This window comes from Xanthomonas sp. WCS2018Noco2-27 (assembly GCF_031843525.1).
Classification (GTDB): domain Bacteria; phylum Pseudomonadota; class Gammaproteobacteria; order Xanthomonadales; family Xanthomonadaceae; genus Xanthomonas.
In genome coordinates this window covers 316,982-335,436 of sequence record NZ_JAVTIK010000004.1, presented here as the reverse complement: position 1 = coordinate 335,436, position 18,455 = coordinate 316,982, and the positions used below count along the sequence as shown (strand labels likewise).

Sequence of the window (18,455 nt, the reverse complement as noted above, 5' to 3'; positions counted from 1 at the left end):
GGCGTAGGAGCGCACCCGGGCGCGAGAAGCGTCACTGGTAACGCCCTATCGCGCCCAAGTGCGCCCCTACGGCGTGCCGTGCGTCAGCGGCCGTGCTGCAAAAACCAGCTGGCCGCGCCGATGACGCCGAGCTGGCCGTGTTCGACGATGCTGACCGGCACCTGCTCCAGGGCAGGACGCAGCGTGCCCTTGTCGAGCAGGCGGGCGGTGAAGTCGCTGGCGGCAATGAACTCGGCAATCTGCGGCAGGAATCCGCCGGCCAGATAGACGCCGCTGCGGATGCCGTAGAGCAGCATCATGTCGCCGACCACGCTGCCCATGAACCCACAGAACGCCCGCAACGCATCGCGTGCGAGCACGTCGTTACCGGCCAATGCGGCGGCGGTGACATCGGCCGGTCCTTGATGCACGGCAGGCTCGCCACGCAGCGCGGCCAACGCGGTGTAGAGGTTCAACAGGCCAGGGCCGGACAACAGGGTTTCGGTGCCCACATGCGTGCGCGTACGACGCAGTTCCTGCAGCAAGGCCACTTCCAGATCGCTGGCGGCGGCAAGCGCCGCGTGGCCGGCTTCGGTCGGCAGCACCATCGGGTGGGCGCCGTTGGGAATCCACACCGCCGCACCCAGCCCGGTTCCGGGACCGAGGACCAAGGCCGGGCCGGGCGCGCCCTGAGCGGGGCCGGACAGCTGCATGACCTGATTGCCGGTCATGTAATTGGCCGCGTAGGCGACCGCTTCGAAATCGTTGACCAGATGCAGCGCCTGCATGCCGAGCTGGCGGCGAATCTGTTCCGGCGCCAACACCCACGGCAGGTTCGCGGTAATCACGCTACCGTCTTCCAGCGCATAACCGGCACTGGCGATCACGCCGCGCCGCACTGGCGCGCATCCCATCTCGGCAAAGAACACGGACATGATCTCGGCCAGGCCCGGATAATCGGCGCAGCGGTACTTGCGATACTCCAGCACGGTGACCGGCTTGCGCATATCGGTGCTTGCGCAGACCAGCGCCAGGCGCACATGCGTCCCTCCCACGTCTGCGGCAACGAAGGTGTCGGGGCGCGGAAAGGCCACCGCTTCCATTGGGCTGCTTGCGCTCACGCATTCTCCTGATAAGTGGCAGCGGGCTGGCGTCATGTCCCGTTGTCCGACGAACGGCAGCGGGTAGACAACGTTGTCAGTAATCGCCCTGTAACGCAACCGTGGCGGCGACGATCAGGGCATTCTCCCGCACCGCCCATCATCCACGAAAAATCCGCATGCATCACGGAGATTTCTGCATAAAAACCGTGCATGTGCCAGTGGAACGCCGTCGAGCCATAGAAGCCGCCAATTGCACGCTGCTGACGGAACCCCGCATGTGCGCACGCTCTCAGCGGCTTCGACGATCACGTCGCAAAAAATGCTGCATTGCAGCGCAATCGCAGGCGCTTCAGAGATCTGTGACGATGTGTTGACAACGCTGTCAACGCTACGCGAGACTCGATCCAAATCGGGGTTCTGGCAGGAGGGGCCAGCAACTGTTCGGTACTGAAGAACGGCGCTTCCCTCGCCTGCCACGCCAGATTCGTGAGTGGCGCGTCATCCGACGTTCGACTCGCCGATGTCGCATTCGCTCCACCGCTTCACCACACGGGGGACACCTCCTCTACCACGCGCATCGACGCCACCTGCTGCCATTGCGGAGCACGGAGTGCGATCACCGCGATCGGTCAGGGCGTGTTGTTTTGCCGGCCACGCCGAGCGCGTTGTGCCCACTACGGGCCATGCGCACTCACAGCACTAACCAATGAGGTTTAGCCATGCACAGCCGCACCACGACGTTAGCACTCTGTATCACCGCCGCTCTGTACTGCTCCGGCTCTGCAATGGCTGCCGGACAAGAACAACAAGCCCCGGCTGGCACCACGCCGTCGGCCACCACCGAGTTGGACACCATCACCGTCACCGGCTACCGCGCGTCGCTGGAGAAGAGCCAGGCGGTCAAGCGCTCGGCCAACTCCATCGTCGATGCGATCAGCGCCGAAGACATCGGCAAGTTCCCGGACATCAATGCGGCCGAATCGCTGTCGCACCTGCCGGGCATCAGCGTCGACCGCCAGTTCGGCGAAGGCGAAAAGGTCAGCATCAACGGCACCGACCCGGCGTTGAACCGCGTGCTGCTCAACGGCCAGACCATCGCCTCCGGCGACTGGGGCGGCAACCCGACCGACACCAGCGGCCGTACCTTCAACTACACCCTGCTGTCGCCGGAAATCATCGGCCTGATGGAGGTCTACAAGACCCCTGAAGCGCGCATCGATGAAGGCTCGATCGGCGGCACCGTGATCGTGCACACCCGCAAGCCGCTGGACCTGCCCAAGAACACCATCCGCGGCTCGGTCGGCTACAACTACAACGACCGTTCCGAAGAAGGCAATCCGCGCGGTTCGGCGCTGTGGAGCTGGAAGAACGACGACGAAACCTTCGGCGCGTTGATCTCCGCCACGCACGACAAGCAGGACCTGGCACGTGCCGGTATCGAATACTTCGGCTACACCACTGGCGCCGGCATTCCGCCGACGGCCACCATCACCGGCGACGGCAGCGATGTGGCCACCGCACGTGTGCCGGCCGGTATCAGCAGCGCGTTCTTCCAGCAGACCCGCGAGCGCAGCGGCCTGCAGGGTGCGTTGCAGTGGAAGCCCAACGAGCAGAACGAGTTCAACCTGACCGGTCTGTACATCAAGGGCAAGTACAACAACTTCAGCCAGGCACGTTATGTGTGCCCGGCCTGTAACGACGACCGCCAGAAGATCACCCAGGCCAATGTGCAGAACGGCGTGGTGACCTCGGCCACGGTCAGCGATGGCGCAGCCGGTCAGCCGTACGCGCAGCTGGATGCCAACTACCGCGAGAGCACCGTCACCACCAAGAGCCTGAACCTGCGTCACGACTGGTCCGGCGAGAAGTGGGTATTCACCACCCAGGCCGGCTACACCGAGGCCACAGGTGGCAAGAACCCCGAATACCTGATGAAGTACCTGATGCAGGACGGTGGCTACAATTACGCGTTCGACGGCAGCAATACGTCGGTCAACTACGACAACGGCGGCGCCTCCAACTGGGCACTGCCGGGCAACCCCGCCGGCCTGGCGCCGGGCCAGGAAGGCAATATCCCGGGCACCACCACCGGCATCATGCAGGCCGGCGGTATCGCTTACCAGAAGAGCAAGGACGACGAAAAGTACTTCCAGTGGGATGCCGCGCGCGACCTGGAATGGGGCCCGTTCACCAAGCTGCAGTTCGGCTACAAGTACATCAACCACAACAACGGCGTCGACGCGCGCGGTAACCGCATCAACACCACCGACCCGGTGTCGCTGACGCAGTTCAATCCAGGCACCACACCCAGCAGCCTGTACGACGGCCTGGGTGCCAGCGGCGACTTGACCACCTGGCCAACCGCCAACCTGGGCGCCGTGCGCAGCTACTTGCTGTCGCAGCCGCAGGGCCCGTACCGCACCGATTTTGGCGCGTCGTTCGACGTCAAGGAAATCACTCAGAACGTCTACACGCAGTTGAACTACGAGACCGGCAAGTGGCGCGGTAACGTCGGCGTGCGCCTGGTCGACACCACCGACAAGTCTCAGTTCTGGCAGAGCAATGACGGCGGCACCAGCTTCCAGCGCGTGGCCGAAACCAATGACTACCGCAAGGCGTTGCCGAGCTTCAACATCGCCTACGACATCACCGACGACACGGTGCTGCGCTTCTCGGCGGCCAAGGTGATCGCCCGTCCGCGTTACGCCGATCTGGCAGGTACGTTCACTGTCAACAGCGGTAACGGCAACCTGACCGCCAACGGCGGCAACCCGGATCTGAAGCCGTACGAGTCCACCAACTACGATCTGGCGGCCGAGTGGTATTTCGCTCCGTCCAGCATGTTGTCCGGTGAAGTGTTCTATCGCGACATCAGCTCCTACATCGTCAACACCACGGTCACCCAACAGCTGAATCCGGCACCGCCGGCCATCGCTGGCTTGTACCAGGTGACCACACCGGTCAACGTGTCCGATGCCAAGGTCAAGGGTGTTTCGGTCAATTACCAGCAGAGCTTCGGGCTGGGCTTCGGTTTGCAGGCCAACTACACGTTTGCCGAGTCCGACTCCAGCTCTGGTCTGAATCTGCCGTACCTGTCGCGCGATACCTACAACGTGATCCCCTACTGGGAACACGGCGACTGGATGGTGCGTGTGAACTACAGCTACCGCTCGAAGTACTTCACCCAGATCGGTCGTCTGGAGTCGCGTGACTTTGCAGATGCTTACAAGCAGCTGGATCTGAACGCCTCGTACCAGATCACCGACTACATGGGCATCACCGTCGGCGCGACCAATCTGCTGGATTCCACCTACCGGGTCTTCAGCAACACCCGCGATACCCCCACGGCGTTCTACAAGAACGGCCGCGGCTATCAGGCCCAGCTTAACTTCAAGTTCTGATGTAGCACCGGCGCGCCACCGACCCTCCACGGTGGCGCGCTTTTTTTGACCTGTGCGTTGCATGCAGCGCACAGGTTGATGTTGTACCAAGGAGTGGTACTGGCCACGCCCCTTCGCGGTTGAGGGAGCATGGCCAGGCCCGCTTTTGCCATCCACGTGCCGGCTGCATGCAACCGACACGTTTCGCTTAGAGGAGCAGTTCCCATGACGACCGATAGCCGCATCCATGCGGCTCCATTCCGCCGCCACGCCGGAGCTGCACCCAGAACGCGAATGCTCGCGCTCGGTCTGCTGCTGGCGTTGCCTGCTGCCACGCTCAGCGCGCAATCGCCCACTGCAGCCACCGCCACCACGCTCAGCCCCGAGGTCATCGACCAGCAGTGGCTCGATGCCACCGCCAAGTACGCTCCCGAACGCGAGCGTCTGGTGCGCGAAGCCGAAGCTGGCGCGCGCAAGGGTCCGTTCCGCCCCGACTGGGCTGCGCTGAAGGCGTATCAATCGCCTGCGTGGTACGACAATGCCAAGTTCGGCATCTTCATCCATTGGGGCGTGTTCTCGGTGCCGGCGTTTGGTAGCGAGTGGTATTCGCGCAACATGTATCTGCAAGGCTCCAAGGAATTCGCCCATCACGTGGCGACCTACGGCCCGCAAGCGACCAGCGGCTACAAGGATCTGATTCCCAAGTTCACCGCGCCCAAGTTCGACCCCACTGGCTGGGCCAAGCTGTTCCGGCAATCCGGCGCGCGCTACGTGGTGCCGGTGGCCGAACACCACGACGGCTTTGCGCTGTACGACTCCAAGTTGTCGGATTGGACCGCAATGAAGATGGGGCCCAAGCGCGACCTGCTGGGCGAGCTGTCCACCGCAATCCGCGCACAGGGCCTGCACTTCGGTTTGTCGTCGCACCGCGCCGAACACAACTGGTTCTTCGACGGCGGGCGCAAGTTCGATTCCGACGTCAACGACCCGCGTTATGCGGCGCTGTACGGCCCGGCGCAAGTGCGCCTGCCGGGCAAGGACGACGGCGATGTCGCCAACGACTGGACGCCGGTGTCGCAGGCCTGGCTGGACGACTGGCTGGCGCGCACCACCGAGTTGATCGATACCTATCAACCGGACCTGATCTATTTCGATTGGTGGATTGCCCACCCGACGTTCCGGCGCAGCCTGCCGACGATGCTGGCGTATTACTACAACCAGGGCGCGGCGCGCACCGAGGCCGATCGTGGCGTGGTGGTGAATTACAAACTGGGCGCCTTCCCCGAAGGCGCCGGCACGCTGGATATCGAACGCGGCCAGCTCACCGGCATCCATCCCACGCATTGGCAGACCGATACCTCGGTCAGCAATGCCTCGTGGGGTTACATCGAAAATGACACCTACAAATCGCCCACTTTCATCATCCACATGCTGGCCGATGTGGTGGCCAAGAACGGCAACCTGATGCTCAACATCGGCCCGCGTGCCGATGGCTCGATCCCCGACACCGAGCGCGGCATCCTGCTGGCGATCGGCAAGTGGCTCAAGACCAACGGCGGCGCGATCTACGACAGCAAGCCGTGGCGCGTGTATGGCGAAGGCCCGACCGAAGTGGTGGGCGGCACCTTCCAGGACGTCAAGACCAAGCCGTATACGTCCGACGATTTCCGCTTCACCACCCGCGATGGCGCGCTGTATGCGATCGAGTTGGTTTGGCCGACCGATGGCGAGGCGGTGATCCGCTCGCTCAACGCCGCCGATGGCGTGCGCGGGGTCACTTTGCTGGCCAACGGCAAGAAGATCCCGTTCGAACAACGCGCCGATGGCCTGCATCTGCGCCTCCCCGCAAAGCCGGTTGGCGAGAGCGCGTATGTGTTCCGCATCGACCTTTCTACCCCTACTCCCTGACGGATGTTGTCCTCCATGAGCAAACGATTGACCTGGATGTTGCTTGCGCTGGCATTTGCCTGCGTCCCGGCCCTGGCCAAGAACCCCACGGCGTTGTTCTATCTGATGAACACGCAGAAATCGACCAACTCGTTCATTGCCAACGTCGACAAGATCGATGTGGTGGTGCCGACCTGGTATGGCGTGGATCAGAACGGCCTGGTCAACGGCACGCCCAATATGTACCTGTACGACATCGCCAAGCAGAAGAAGCTGCGGGTGATGCCGATCCTGTCGATGACCACCGGCCGCGACGGCTTCCACAAGCTGATGCACGACGAAGCGGCCAAGAAGCGCATGATCGAATCGCTGTTGATCCATGGCAAGCAGCACAAGTACTACGGCTTCCAGTTCGATTTCGAGAACATCGCCTGGACTGATCGCGACGCCTACACCTTGATGGTGAAGCAGACCGCCGATGCGCTGCACAAGGCCGGTTTCAAGATGTCGGTGGCGGTGGTGCCCAATGCACCGGGCCACGCCGAAGGCGGCCAGTTTTCCAAGTGGATGTGGGAATACTGGCGCGGCGCGTATGACCTGAAGGCGCTGGGCCAGGCGGCGGATCTGGTCAGCATCATGACCTACGACCAGCACACCCGCTGGACCACGCCCGGCCCGGTCGATGGCATGGTGTGGATGAAGAAGCATCTGGATTACGCAATTACCCAGGTGCCGAAAGAAAAGCTCTCGCTGGGCATCGCTACCTATGGCTACCGCTGGTTCACCGGCAACCCGGTGAAGGAAGACGGCACCGAGGCGTCGAATATTTCCGCAACCTACATCGATGCCGACGAATCCTTCCCGCTGGCGATCGAACAGAACGCTACCGTGCAGTGGGATCCGGTCGAACAGGAATCGTGGTTCTACTTCTACCGCGACGACATGCGCGAGTGGGTGTTCCGCCCGGACGCGCGCAGCTTCAAGGCACGCTACGAGATGGCCAAGCAATACGGTCTGGAAGGTTTCAGCTGCTGGGTGCTGGGCGCCGAAGACCCGAAGGTGTGGGACGAGCTGCCGACCGCGCAGCGCTGATCCCTGTTGCATGCCTGGTGCACGCCGATGAAGCGTGCGCCAGTGCCTGTGTGAGTCGCTGCGGCTTTGCTACTGTGCGTGGCTGCCGCGCATCGCCATCGTCGGCATGACCGAGCGATGGTGTCGATGCGATATGGTGTTGTTCCATTTGGCTGCGCGCATGCAACCGCGCAGCGACACGCTCTCCGCTACTTCGGGATGTGATTGCATGATGTCCAACACCAGCCGTACGCCACGCATGTTGTTGTCGAGGGCGCTGTTGTTGGACATGCCGTCAGGCAAGAAGCCGTTATCGATGCAGTTGCCGTCGCGGTTGCTTGCACTGTCGTTGGCCGCACTGGCGCTCACCGGTTGCGGCAAACGCGACGCAGGCACGGCACCGGCAGCGGTCAGCGCAGGCGCGACGGCGGCGCCACCTTCCGCAACTGCGCCGCTGCCGCTGATTCCCGCACCGGTGGAGGCCAAGCGCAACGCCAGCAGTTTCAGCGTTGGCACCGGCACGGTGATCTCGATCGTGGCAGGCGACGCCGATGCGCGTCGCAGCGCCGAGTATCTTGCCGGCCTGCTCAAGCGCACACGTGGGCTTGCACTGGAAGTGCGTGCAGAAGCCACGCCCTCACCGGCCAGCATCCGCCTGGAACGCAATGCGCAGGCAGCGGTGACGCAGAAAGAAGGCTATCGCCTGGATGTGGACGCCACCGGTATCCGCATTGCCGCGCGCGATGGCGCCGGCATGTTTTATGGAGCAATCAGCGCCTGGCAATTGATGACCCCGGATGCGCGCAAGGGCGCGGTGGCCGTGCCCGGCGTCAGTATCCGCGACTGGCCGCGCTTTGGCTGGCGTGGTCAGCATCTGGACGTGGCCCGCCACTTCCACGACGTGGATACCGTCAAGCATGTGCTCGATGCGATGGCGGTGCACAAGCTCAATGTGCTGCATTGGCATCTCACCGATGACCAGGGCTGGCGCATCGAAATCAAGCGTTACCCCAAACTCACCGAGGTCGGTGCTTGGCGCACGCCGCCGGGTGCCGGCAGACACGGCACACCAGAGCGCTCCGGCGGCTTTTACACGCAAGAGCAGATCAGCGAAATCGTCGCGTATGCGGCACGCCTGCACATCACCGTGTTGCCCGAGCTGGACATGCCCGGCCATGCGCAAGCAGCCGTTGCCGCCTACCCGGAAGAGGTGGGCGTCCCCGGCGTGCGCACCCAGGTGGGTGTGGACTGGGGCGTCAACCCGTATCTGTTCAACACCAGCGAACGCAGCCTCACCTTCATCACCAATGTGCTGGACGAGGTGCTGACGTTGTTCCCGTCGACCTATATCCACATCGGTGGCGATGAGGCGGTCAAGGATCAATGGGAAGCCTCGCCGGCTGTTCGTGCACAGATGCGCAAGCTGGGCGTCAAGGATGCCCATGCCATGCAAGGCTGGTTCAACGAACAGCTTGCGACCTACCTCACCAAGCACGGCCGGCGCATGATCGGCTGGGACGAGATTCTGGAAGGCGGCGTGCCGGCCAGTGCGTCGGTGATGTCGTGGCGTGGCGTCGAAGGTGCGGTCACCGCCGCCAGACAGGGACACGATGTGGTGCTGGCACCGGGCAACTGGCTGTATCTGGATAACCTGCAGACCACGCGTAGCGACGAGCCCAATGGTCGTCTGACGGTGTTGCCATTGTCGAAGGTGTACGCGTTCGATCCGGTCCCGAGCGACCTCACCGCCGAGCAGGCCAGGCATGTGCTGGGCGCGCAAGGCGCGTTGTGGTCCGAATACATCCCCTCGCGCTGGCATGTGGACCACGCGCTGTTCCCGCGTCTGGCGGCGGTAGCGGAGATGACCTGGTCGCCGCCGAACGCACGCGAGTGGAAAAACTTTCTGGCGCGGTTGCCGGCGCAGTTGCAGCGCTACAAGGCACTGGACATCGCCTACAGCGACGGCGCATTTGCTGCCGATATCGCCATGGAAAACGGCCCCAACCCGGTCCTCGCCGGCAGCCCGGCCAAGGTAGCGTTGAACACGCAGACTGGCGCAGGCGCACTGCACTACACCGTGGACGGCAGCGACCCTAGCCCTGCATCGCCGCGCTATGAGGCGCCGTTTACGATCAACCTGCCGACCACGGTCAAGGCCACCGCATTCACCGCCGACGGCGCGCCGCTGGCCGCCACGCGCAGCCGCACCTTCGACCGTGCATCGCTATTGCGCGTGGACACGCAAGGCCTGCGCGATTGCGTGGAGACCGGCGCGCTCGGCCTGCGCCTGCCGTTGCTGCCGGAGATGACCGGCGCCGATGCACCGGTTTACAACGTCGATCTGTTTCATGCCTGCCGGCTGTATCCGCAGGCACGCCTGGACGGCATCGGCGCGATCCGCATCGAGGCCGCGCGCCTGCCCAACAACTTCGGCCTGGCGCACGAGCAATCCAAGGTGGTGCAGTACCCGGCCAAGACCCGCGGCGGCGAGCTGGAAGTGCGCCAGGGTTGCGAAGGCGAACTGATCGCCAGCGTGCAACTGCCCAAGAGCGACACCCTGGGCGAACAATTCACCCTGGAAACGCCGTTGCCTGCACGCACCGGCACCCACGATCTGTGCCTGCGCTTCACTGCGCCGATTCGCGGCCCGTTGTATGCCATCGGCGCCGTCCAACTGATTGAAACCACCGCGCAGGCGCCCCCCGCCGCCACGCGCTGATCCATCCAAGGAGACTCACCCATGCCCCTGTCGCACCGCACTGCCCCCGCACTGTCCCTGCTCACCCCCGCCCGGCTCGGGCTTGCCCTGACCTTTGCACTCTCGCAGGCCTGGGCGGCACCGCCCACGGCAGTGACCCTGGACAGCGGCTGGCAGGTGCGCCTGATGCCGGGGCAGGAACAGGCAAAGACCTATCCCAAGGCGGCCAGCTGGATGCCGGCGCAGGTGCCGGGCGTGGTGCAGACCGATCTGATCGCCGCCAAGGTGGTGCCAGACCCGTTCCTGCGCGACAACGAGGGCAAGATCCAGTGGGCGGGCTTAAGCGATTGGCAATACCAGACCCGCTTCAACGTGGATGCGGACACGCTCAAGCGCGCGCATGTGGAGCTGGTGTTCGATGGCCTGGACACGCTGGCCGAGGTCACCCTCAACGGCAAGAAGCTGCTCAGTGCCGACAACATGTTCCGGCAGTGGCGCGTGGACGCCAAATCGCTGCTCAAGCGCGGCGACAACGTGCTGGAAATCACGTTCTTCTCGCCGATCAAGAAGATTCAGCCCTGGCTGGCCAAGCAGCCGTATGCGTTGCCCGGTGCTTACGATTCGGCGTTCGGCGACGAGCCGGATGGACGCCACAGTTCCACCTACGTGCGCAAGGCACCGTATAGCTACGGCTGGGACTGGGGCCCGCGCATGGTCAATGCCGGCATCTGGAAGGATGTGCGCGTGGAAGCATGGGATGCCGTGCGCGTGGACGGCTTGCATATCGACCAGCAGCGCGTGGACGCTGACAGCGCGCAATTGCAGGCGCAACTGGAACTGCAGGCCGGCCGCAGCGGCCCGGTGCAGGTGACGCTGGATGTCCTGGGTCCGGATGGACAAAAGGTCGGCCAGTTCACCCAGGACGCGGTGATCGACCCGGGCCAGAACCGCATCGATCTGGCGGTGCGGATTGCCAAGCCCAAGCGTTGGTTCCCGGCCGGCTACGGCGCACAGGATCGCTACACCTTCGTGGCCACCGTGCGCGATGCCGATGGCGACAGCCAGCAGATCAAGCGCGTCACCGGCCTGCGTTCGGTGGAGTTGCGCCGCGAAAAGGACAAGTGGGGCAAGAGCATGGAGATCGTGATCAACGGTATCCCGATCTTCGCCAAGGGCGCCAACCTGATCCCGCTGGATGCGTTCCCCTCGCGCGTCAGCCAGGAGCGCATGCGCAGCACCTTGCAGGATGCGCGCGATGCCAACATGAACATGCTGCGCATGTGGGGTGGCGGGCATTACCAGGACGATCACTTCTACGAGGTGGCCGACGAGCTGGGCATCATGATCTGGCAGGACTTCATGTTCGGTGGCGCGGTGCCGCCGTACGACGTGGAGTTCCGCGAGAACACGCGGCAGGAGGCGATAGAACAGGTCAAGCGCCTGCGCGATCACCCCAGCATCGTATTGTGGTGCGGCAACAACGAAGTGCAGACCGGCTGGGAAAACTGGGGCGATCGGGTCAAGTTCAAGCAGTCGGTGGACCCGGAAGAACGCACCCGCATCGAGCGCGGCATGACCACGCTATTCGGCACCGTGTTCCGCGAAGTGGTGGCCACCTACGATAGCGATGTGCCGTATTGGGCCACCTCGCCGGGTACCGACTTCGACGGCGGTGCCGACCAGGCCAACGACGGCGACATGCATTATTGGAAAGTGTGGGGCGGCCCGGCCCTGCCGGTGACCGAATACCTCAACGTCACCCCGCGTTTCATGTCCGAATACGGCCTGCAGTCGTTCCCGGACATGCGCACCGTGCGTGTGTTTGCCGATGCCGCCGACATGGACCCGGAATCGCCGGTGATGCGCGCGCATCAGAAGTTCGACAAGGGCAATGGCAACAAGCGGCTGATGCTGTACATCCGCCGCGAATTCGGCGAGCCCAAGGACTTCGAAAGCTTCGTGTATCTGAGCCAGTTGATGCAGGCCGAAGGCATCAACCTGGCTGCCTCGCACCTGCGTGCCTCGCGCCCGCAATCGATGGGCTCGCTGTATTGGCAGCTCAACGATGTGTGGCCGGGTGCGTCGTGGTCCAGCGTGGATTACTACGGCCGCTGGAAGGCGCTGCAATACCACGCGCGCCGCTTCTATGCGCCGGAGATGATCGCCGCGCTGCGTAACGACAAGGGCCAGACCCAGGTGTCGCTGGTGTCGGACCGCACCACGCCGCTTGATGCGCGTTGGCGCATGCGGGTGATGAGCATGGACGGCAAGGTGCTGAGCAAGCGCGAGCAAAAAGCCAGCGTCAAACCGCTGAGCAGCCTGCAGGTGGGCAACTTCAGTGATGCGCAATTGCTGGGCAAGGCCGACCCGAAGCGCAGCTATGCGGTGTTCGAGTTGTTCGATGGCGAGAAGCCGTTGTCGCGCGAAGTGGTGTTCTTCGCGCCGGCCAAGCAGCTGGCGTTGCCCACCGCCAAGATCGACAGCCAATGGCGCGCCGATGGCGATGGCTACGCGCTGACCTTGCGCAGCGACACGCTGGCGCGCGAGGTGTGGTTGTCGTTCGGCGATCTGGAAGTGAACGTGGCCGACAACGCCTTCGACCTGTTGCCGGGCGAGCCACTGACGGTGCACGTCTCCAGCAAGCTGCCGCTGGCGCAGGTGCAGGCCGCGCTGCAGGTGCGCGACCTGGCCAGCACGCTGGCCGGCGCGCCGCCGGAGCCAGCCGAAGCGAAGTGATGCGGCCCTCATCCGCCCTGCGGGCACCTTCTCCCGCAGGGCGGGAGAAGGAACCTCTGGCGATTGCAGGGCGATCAACTGCAGGACGATCAACAGAACGAGTGAATCGCGTTTCCCATTGGGACCCGAGCAACTTGCCACCCGAACACCGAGAGCATCTCCTTCTCCCGCCTGCGGGAGAAGGTGCCCCGCAGGGGCGGATGAGGGCAACGCTGTCCGTAAGAAAGTAATCCCCTTGTCGCCCCCGCCTCAATAACAAAAACAAAAAAAGACGCATGGCGGCAGCGCCACTGCGCAGGAGTGCACTGATGTCATCCGTGTTTGTATCGCGCCTTGCCATTGCGCTGGGCCTGAGCCTTGGGCTGCCGTGCATCGCGCACGCCGCCACCGTCGACCGCAGCGTCAGCCCCGAACAACGCGCCGCTGCGCTGGTGGCGCAGATGAGCCGCGACGAAAAAGTGGCACAGGCCATGAACGATGCGCCGGCCATTCCGCGCCTGGGCATCCCCGCCTACGAATGGTGGAGCGAAGGCCTGCACGGCATCGCGCGCAATGGCTATGCCACGGTATTTCCGCAGGCGATCGGCCTGGCCGCCAGTTGGAACACTGCGCTGATGCAGCAGGTGGGCACGGTGGTGTCCACCGAGGCGCGCGCCAAGTTCAATCTGGCCGGACGCCCCGGCAAGGACCACCCCCGTTACGCGGGGCTGACCATCTGGTCGCCCAACATCAATATCTTCCGCGACCCGCGCTGGGGCCGTGGCATGGAAACCTACGGCGAGGATCCCTTCCTCACCGGGCAGCTGGCAGTGGGCTTCATTCGCGGCCTGCAAGGCGATGATCTGAACCATCCGCGCACCATCGCCACGCCCAAGCACATCGCCGTGCATAGCGGCCCGGAACCGGGCAGGCATGGTTTCGATGTGGACGTGTCGCCGCGCGATGTCGAAGCGACCTATACCCCCGCCTTCCGCGCGGCACTGGTCGATGGACAGGCCTGGTCGGTGATGTGCGCCTACAACTCCCTGCATGGCACACCGGCGTGCGCGGCCGACTGGTTGCTCAATGGCCGCGTGCGCGGCGATTGGGGCTTCAAGGGCTTTGTGGTGTCCGACTGCGATGCGGTGGACGACATGACCCAGTTCCACTACTTCCGCCCGGACAATGCCGGCTCGTCGGCTGCATCGCTCAAGGCCGGTCACGACCTCAATTGCGGGCATGCGTATCGCGCACTGGGCACCGCGATCGAACGTGGCGAAGTCGACGAAGCGCTGCTGGATCAATCGCTGGTGCGCCTGTTTGCCGCGCGCTATCGGCTGGGCGAACTTGAGGCACCGCGCAAGGACCCGTATGCGCGTCTGGGCGCCAAGGACATCGACAACACCGCCAACCGCGCACTGGCCTTGCAGGCCGCTGCCGAATCGATCGTGCTGTTGAAGAACAACGCCAATACCCTCCCGTTGAAAGCCGGCACGCGGCTGGCGGTGATCGGCCCCAATGCCGATGCGTTGGCCGCACTGGAAGCCAACTATCAGGGCACTTCCTCCACACCGATCACCCCACTGCTCGGCCTGCGCCAGCACTTCGGTGCGCAGCACGTGCGCTACGCGCAAGGCGCGCCGCTGGCCGCCGGTGTGCCGGGCATGATTCCGGAAACCGCATTGCGCAGCGACGGCAAGCCGGGATTGCGCGGCGAATATTTCGACAATGTCGATCTGGACGGTAGCCCGCGCGTGGTGCGGCAAGACCGCACCATCAGCTTCAACTGGGATCAGGTCAGCCCGGCCAAGGGCGTGCCGGCCGATCGTTACGCGGTGCGCTGGAGCGGCGAGCTGTTGCCGCCGGGCATCGGCGATTACACCTTGGCGGTGCGCGTGGCACGCTGCTTCGATTGCACCGGGCATGACCCGGTGCGGCTCTACATCGACGACAAGCTGGTGGTCGCCGGCAACGCCGAAGACAAGCACGTGCCGGCCGGCATGCACAACGCCGATGGCCGCAGTGTGGAAACCGTGCTGCATTTCGACGACACCCGCCCGCGCAAGATCCGTCTGGAAATGGAGCATCGCGGCCAGGACCAGGGCCTGCGCCTGGAGTGGCTGGCACCGGCCGCCGCGCAACTGGCCGAGGCCGAACAGGCGGTGGCGCAGTCCGATGCGGTTGTGGCTTTCGTCGGCCTGTCGCCGGATGTGGAAGGCGAGGAACTACGCATCGACGTGCCCGGCTTCGACGGTGGCGATCGCAACGACATCGCCCTGCCCGCCTCACAGCAAGCCTTGCTGGAACGCGCCAAAGCCTCCGGCAAACCGATGGTGGTGGTGTTGATGAGCGGCAGTGCGGTGGCGCTGAACTGGGCCAAGGCCAACGCCGACGCCATCGTGGCGGCATGGTATCCCGGCCAGTCCGGCGGCACCGCCATCGCGCGCGCACTCGCCGGCGACGACAACCCCGGCGGGCGCCTGCCGGTGACGTTCTACCGCTCCACCAAGGACCTGCCGCCGTACGTCAGCTACGACATGAAGGGTCGCACCTACCGCTACTTCAAGGGCGAGCCGCTGTTTCCGTTCGGCTATGGGCTGAGCTATACGAGTTTTGCCTACGACGCGCCGCGCCTGTCCACCAGCACGCTGCAAGCCGGCAGCACGCTGCAGGTGACCACCACCGTGCGCAATACCGGCAGCCGCGCCGGCGATGAAGTGGCGCAGGTGTATCTGCAGTATCCGGACCGCCCGCAATCGCCGCTGCGCAGCCTGGTCGGTTTTCAACGCGTCCACCTCGCGCCCGGCGAACAACGCGAACTCACCTTTACGCTGGATGCGCGTGCACTGAGCGATGTGGACCGCAGCGGCCAGCGCGCGGTGGAAGCCGGCGATTACCGCGTATTTGTCGGTGGTGGCCAGCCGGGGACCGGCGCAGCGGGTGAGGCGGCGGCATTGTCGATTTCGGGGCGCTCGCCGTTGCCGAAGTAAGAGTTACTAACGGGTTTACCCTGGCTATCACGGACCTTACAAGAAAGCCGATCGAGGCCCTGATGATTGCTCATGTCCGAGCGAAGGAAGTTCAAAGCGGAGTTCAAGCGTGGTGCGGTTGCGCAAGCCATTCAACCCGGCGTCAGCTGTGTCCAGGTCGACGCCCCCCGATTTTGAGTAGCGCCCCAGTTTGGAGTCCAATTTCCTATCCCGAGGAGATTGGACGTGAAGAAGCGTTTTTCCGAAGAGCAGATCATTGGCTTCCTGCGCGAGGCTGAAGCGAGCGTGGCCATCAAGGACCTTTGCCGGCGGAATGGCTTCAGCGAGGCCTCCTATTACCTGTGGCGCAGCAAGTTCGGCGGCATGAGTGTGCCCGATGCCAAGCGGCTCAAGGACCTTGAGGCCGAGAACACGCGACTGAAGAAGTTGCTAGCCGAGCAGCTATTCGAGAACGACCTGATCAAGGATGCACTGCGAAAAAAGTGGTGAGCGCACCGGTACGTCGTACGCTGGTGCGCGAGTGGATCGATCGTGGTGCTAGCGAGCGTCATGCGTTGGCAGTGATCGGCATGAGCGCCAGTGCACTGCGTTATCGCCCGCGCGAAGATCGCAACGTCGAACTGCGCGAACGCATCGGTGCGTTGGCGCATCACCATCGCCGTCATGGCGTGGAAATGATCTATCTCAAACTGCGACAGGAAGGACGCTTGGTGAACTACAAGCGGGTCGAGCGGTTGTACCGCGAGCAGCAGCTACAAGTCCGTCGCCGCAAGCGGAAAAAAGTACCGGTGGGCGAGCGCCAGCCGCTGCTTCGGCCGGCGCGGGCCAACCAGGTGTGGTCGATGGACTTCGTCTTCGACCGTACCGCCGAAGGCCGGGTGATCAAGTGTCTGGTGATCGTGGACGACGCGACACACGAAGCAGTGGCCATTGAGGTGGAGCGTGCAATCTCGGGCCATGGCGTGACGCGGGTGCTGGACCGGCTGGCCCTCAGTCGTGGTTTGCCTCAGGTCATCCGTACCGACAACGGCAAGGAGTTTTGCGGCAAGGCCATGGTCGTCTGGGCACATGCCCGTGGCGTGCAGTTGCGGCTCATCCAGCCAGGCAAACCGAACCAGAACGCCTACGTCGAATCCTTCAACGGCCGGCTACGCGACGAATGCCTCAACGAACACTGGTTCCCAACACTGCTGCATGCGCGCACCGAGATCGAACGCTGGCGACGCGAATACAACGAGGAACGACCCAAGAAGGCAATCGGCGGCATGACGCCGGCTACTTATGCCCAACACTTAGCAAACACCCATATCATCAACTCTGGACTCTAAATCCGACCGCTATTCACTGCGGGGGGACGTCGAGCCCTCAAAATTCTTGACCCGCTGTAGGTACGCATCGGCTTGTTTGCGAGCTTTCGACAGAGTGACCTCGAACCCTGAAGGATCTGGGTACACGGCCATGATGGATTGGTCCCGGAACCATTGCAGCGAGAAGTCGACATCTTTGTCCGCCATGGCAGCCCATCCCTGATAAGCGGTGCTCGACTGTGGGGCCTGTTGCGCGCTAGCAGGGGAAAGCATCTCGGACCCGAGCACCAAGGCGGCGCAGAAGACAGAAAGTACGCGGCTCGAAGACGGGCGGTGCTTTGGAACGGATGCCATTAGATGAGAGCCTTGATAGATCAGGTATGTCAGGCAGGATCCATGCCAAGCTCTTCCGCGACAGATGTTATCCCTACTGGTCGCACGGTGTCCGCGGACGTCCGAGGGGTGTCCGCCTGTCCGCAGGTAGACGCGCCACAACAGTTCCGCATACTTATTGAGGAAAGTCTCGCGCCTTTTGCAGCCGGCCGGGTCAGGCCAGCTGCATGAAGGCATTGGTCAGCGTAATCCGCCGGTGACCAGGATCTCCTCACCGGTCACGAATCGGGCATCGTCAGATGCAAGGAACGTCACCACGCTTGCGATGTCTTCCGGCTGGCCTGCACGTCCAAGGGGCGTCTGCGCCACGATGCCACTTGCCATTTCCGAACCGACGATGCCGGCAGTGGTCGTTCCTTCAGTGATTACAAATCCTGGGCTGACGACGTTGACCCGAATCTTGCGGGGAGCAAGTTCCTTGGCTAACACGCCAGAAACTGCGTTCACGGCCGCCTTGCTAGCGGTGTACAGCGATGTACCTGGCGATCGCAAGGTGGTGATTGAGGAGGAGATGTTGACGATGCTGCCTTCATCTTGAAGATGCTTGATGGCGGCCTGTGTGGTCATGACCATGCCTAGAACATTAACGTCGAACAGGCGACGGTACTGATCCTCTGTGACGTGCTCTACCGCTCCCACATCCCAGACCCCAGTGTTGTTTACCAGTATGTCGAGACGCCCGAACTGCGTCACCGCAGATTCAATAAGTGCCTGTGCTTCGATGGCGATGGAGATGTCTGCCCGGACTGCAAACGCATTGCCGCCTGCTGCGGAGATAGCCTCAACCACGGCATCTGCTCCCGCCTTGCTCGACGCGTAGTTGACCACTACTGATGCGCCTTCTGCCGCCAACGCCTTTGCGATGCCAGCGCCGATCCCCTTTGAGGACCCCGTCACCACTGCCACCCTACCTGCCAGCTTCTTCATGTTGC

9 protein-coding genes are annotated in these 18,455 nt (G+C 63.5%); 7 read left to right on the top strand and 2 right to left on the bottom strand.

The window, feature by feature from the left end; translation table 11 throughout:
* Positions 1 to 83: 83 nt before the first annotated feature.
* Entirely contained in the window at positions 84 to 1,082 is a 999-nt protein-coding gene (locus tag RQH86_RS10405) for a glucokinase family protein (protein WP_311238714.1), read from the bottom strand.
* 719 nt (positions 1,083 to 1,801) lie between these two features.
* On the opposite strand from RQH86_RS10405, the gene RQH86_RS10400 reads away from it, so the two are divergent.
* From RQH86_RS10400 to RQH86_RS10370, 7 genes are all read left to right on the top strand, one after another.
* On the top strand, positions 1,802 to 4,483 hold the full coding sequence (locus RQH86_RS10400) for a TonB-dependent receptor (RefSeq protein ID WP_311238675.1): 2,682 nt from the start codon (positions 1,802 to 1,804) through the stop codon (positions 4,481 to 4,483).
* A 204-nt stretch (positions 4,484 to 4,687) separates the two neighbouring features.
* A complete protein-coding gene (locus tag RQH86_RS10395; RefSeq protein WP_311238674.1) occupies positions 4,688 to 6,370 on the top strand; it encodes an alpha-L-fucosidase in 1,683 nt (560 codons plus the stop codon).
* A gap of 3 nt (positions 6,371 to 6,373) precedes the next feature.
* A complete protein-coding gene (locus RQH86_RS10390; protein ID WP_161963124.1) occupies positions 6,374 to 7,441 on the top strand; it encodes a glycosyl hydrolase family 18 protein in 1,068 nt (355 codons plus the stop codon).
* Between the two features lie 268 nt (positions 7,442 to 7,709).
* Positions 7,710 to 10,139: a family 20 glycosylhydrolase gene (locus tag RQH86_RS10385; RefSeq protein ID WP_311238713.1), complete on the top strand. Its 2,430-nt coding sequence runs from the start codon at positions 7,710 to 7,712 to the stop codon at positions 10,137 to 10,139.
* A gap of 21 nt (positions 10,140 to 10,160) precedes the next feature.
* Entirely contained in the window at positions 10,161 to 12,854 is a 2,694-nt protein-coding gene (locus RQH86_RS10380; protein WP_311238673.1) for a glycoside hydrolase family 2 protein, read from the top strand.
* A 308-nt stretch (positions 12,855 to 13,162) separates the two neighbouring features.
* Positions 13,163 to 15,823, top strand: a complete 2,661-nt coding sequence (locus RQH86_RS10375; protein ID WP_311238672.1) for a glycoside hydrolase family 3 C-terminal domain-containing protein — start codon at positions 13,163 to 13,165, stop codon at positions 15,821 to 15,823.
* 225 nt (positions 15,824 to 16,048) lie between these two features.
* Positions 16,049 to 17,151 (top strand): IS3 family transposase gene (locus RQH86_RS10370; protein WP_311238671.1). Its coding sequence is split into 2 segments (ribosomal slippage): positions 16,049 to 16,307 and positions 16,307 to 17,151, totalling 1,104 coding nucleotides; the frame shifts between segments, so codons are not numbered across the junction.
* A gap of 552 nt (positions 17,152 to 17,703) precedes the next feature.
* Here the strand turns inward: RQH86_RS10370 and RQH86_RS10365 are convergent.
* A complete protein-coding gene (locus RQH86_RS10365; protein ID WP_311238670.1) occupies positions 17,704 to 18,450 on the bottom strand; it encodes a glucose 1-dehydrogenase in 747 nt (248 codons plus the stop codon).
* Positions 18,451 to 18,455 lie beyond the last annotated feature (5 nt).

Bases quoted from the DNA above. Each gene is read 5' to 3' on its own strand.
- RQH86_RS10405 (WP_311238714.1), bottom strand. From the start codon at position 1,082: ATGGAAGCGGTGGCCTTTCCGCGCCCCGACACCTTCGTTGCCGCAGAC.
- RQH86_RS10400 (WP_311238675.1), top strand. From the start codon at position 1,802: ATGCACAGCCGCACCACGACGTTAGCACTCTGTATCACCGCCGCTCTG.
- RQH86_RS10395 (WP_311238674.1), top strand. From the start codon at position 4,688: ATGACGACCGATAGCCGCATCCATGCGGCTCCATTCCGCCGCCACGCC.
- RQH86_RS10390 (WP_161963124.1), top strand. From the start codon at position 6,374: ATGTTGTCCTCCATGAGCAAACGATTGACCTGGATGTTGCTTGCGCTG.
- RQH86_RS10385 (WP_311238713.1), top strand. From the start codon at position 7,710: ATGCCGTCAGGCAAGAAGCCGTTATCGATGCAGTTGCCGTCGCGGTTG.
- RQH86_RS10380 (WP_311238673.1), top strand. From the start codon at position 10,161: ATGCCCCTGTCGCACCGCACTGCCCCCGCACTGTCCCTGCTCACCCCC.
- RQH86_RS10375 (WP_311238672.1), top strand. From the start codon at position 13,163: ATGTCATCCGTGTTTGTATCGCGCCTTGCCATTGCGCTGGGCCTGAGC.
- RQH86_RS10365 (WP_311238670.1), bottom strand. From the start codon at position 18,450: ATGAAGAAGCTGGCAGGTAGGGTGGCAGTGGTGACGGGGTCCTCAAAG.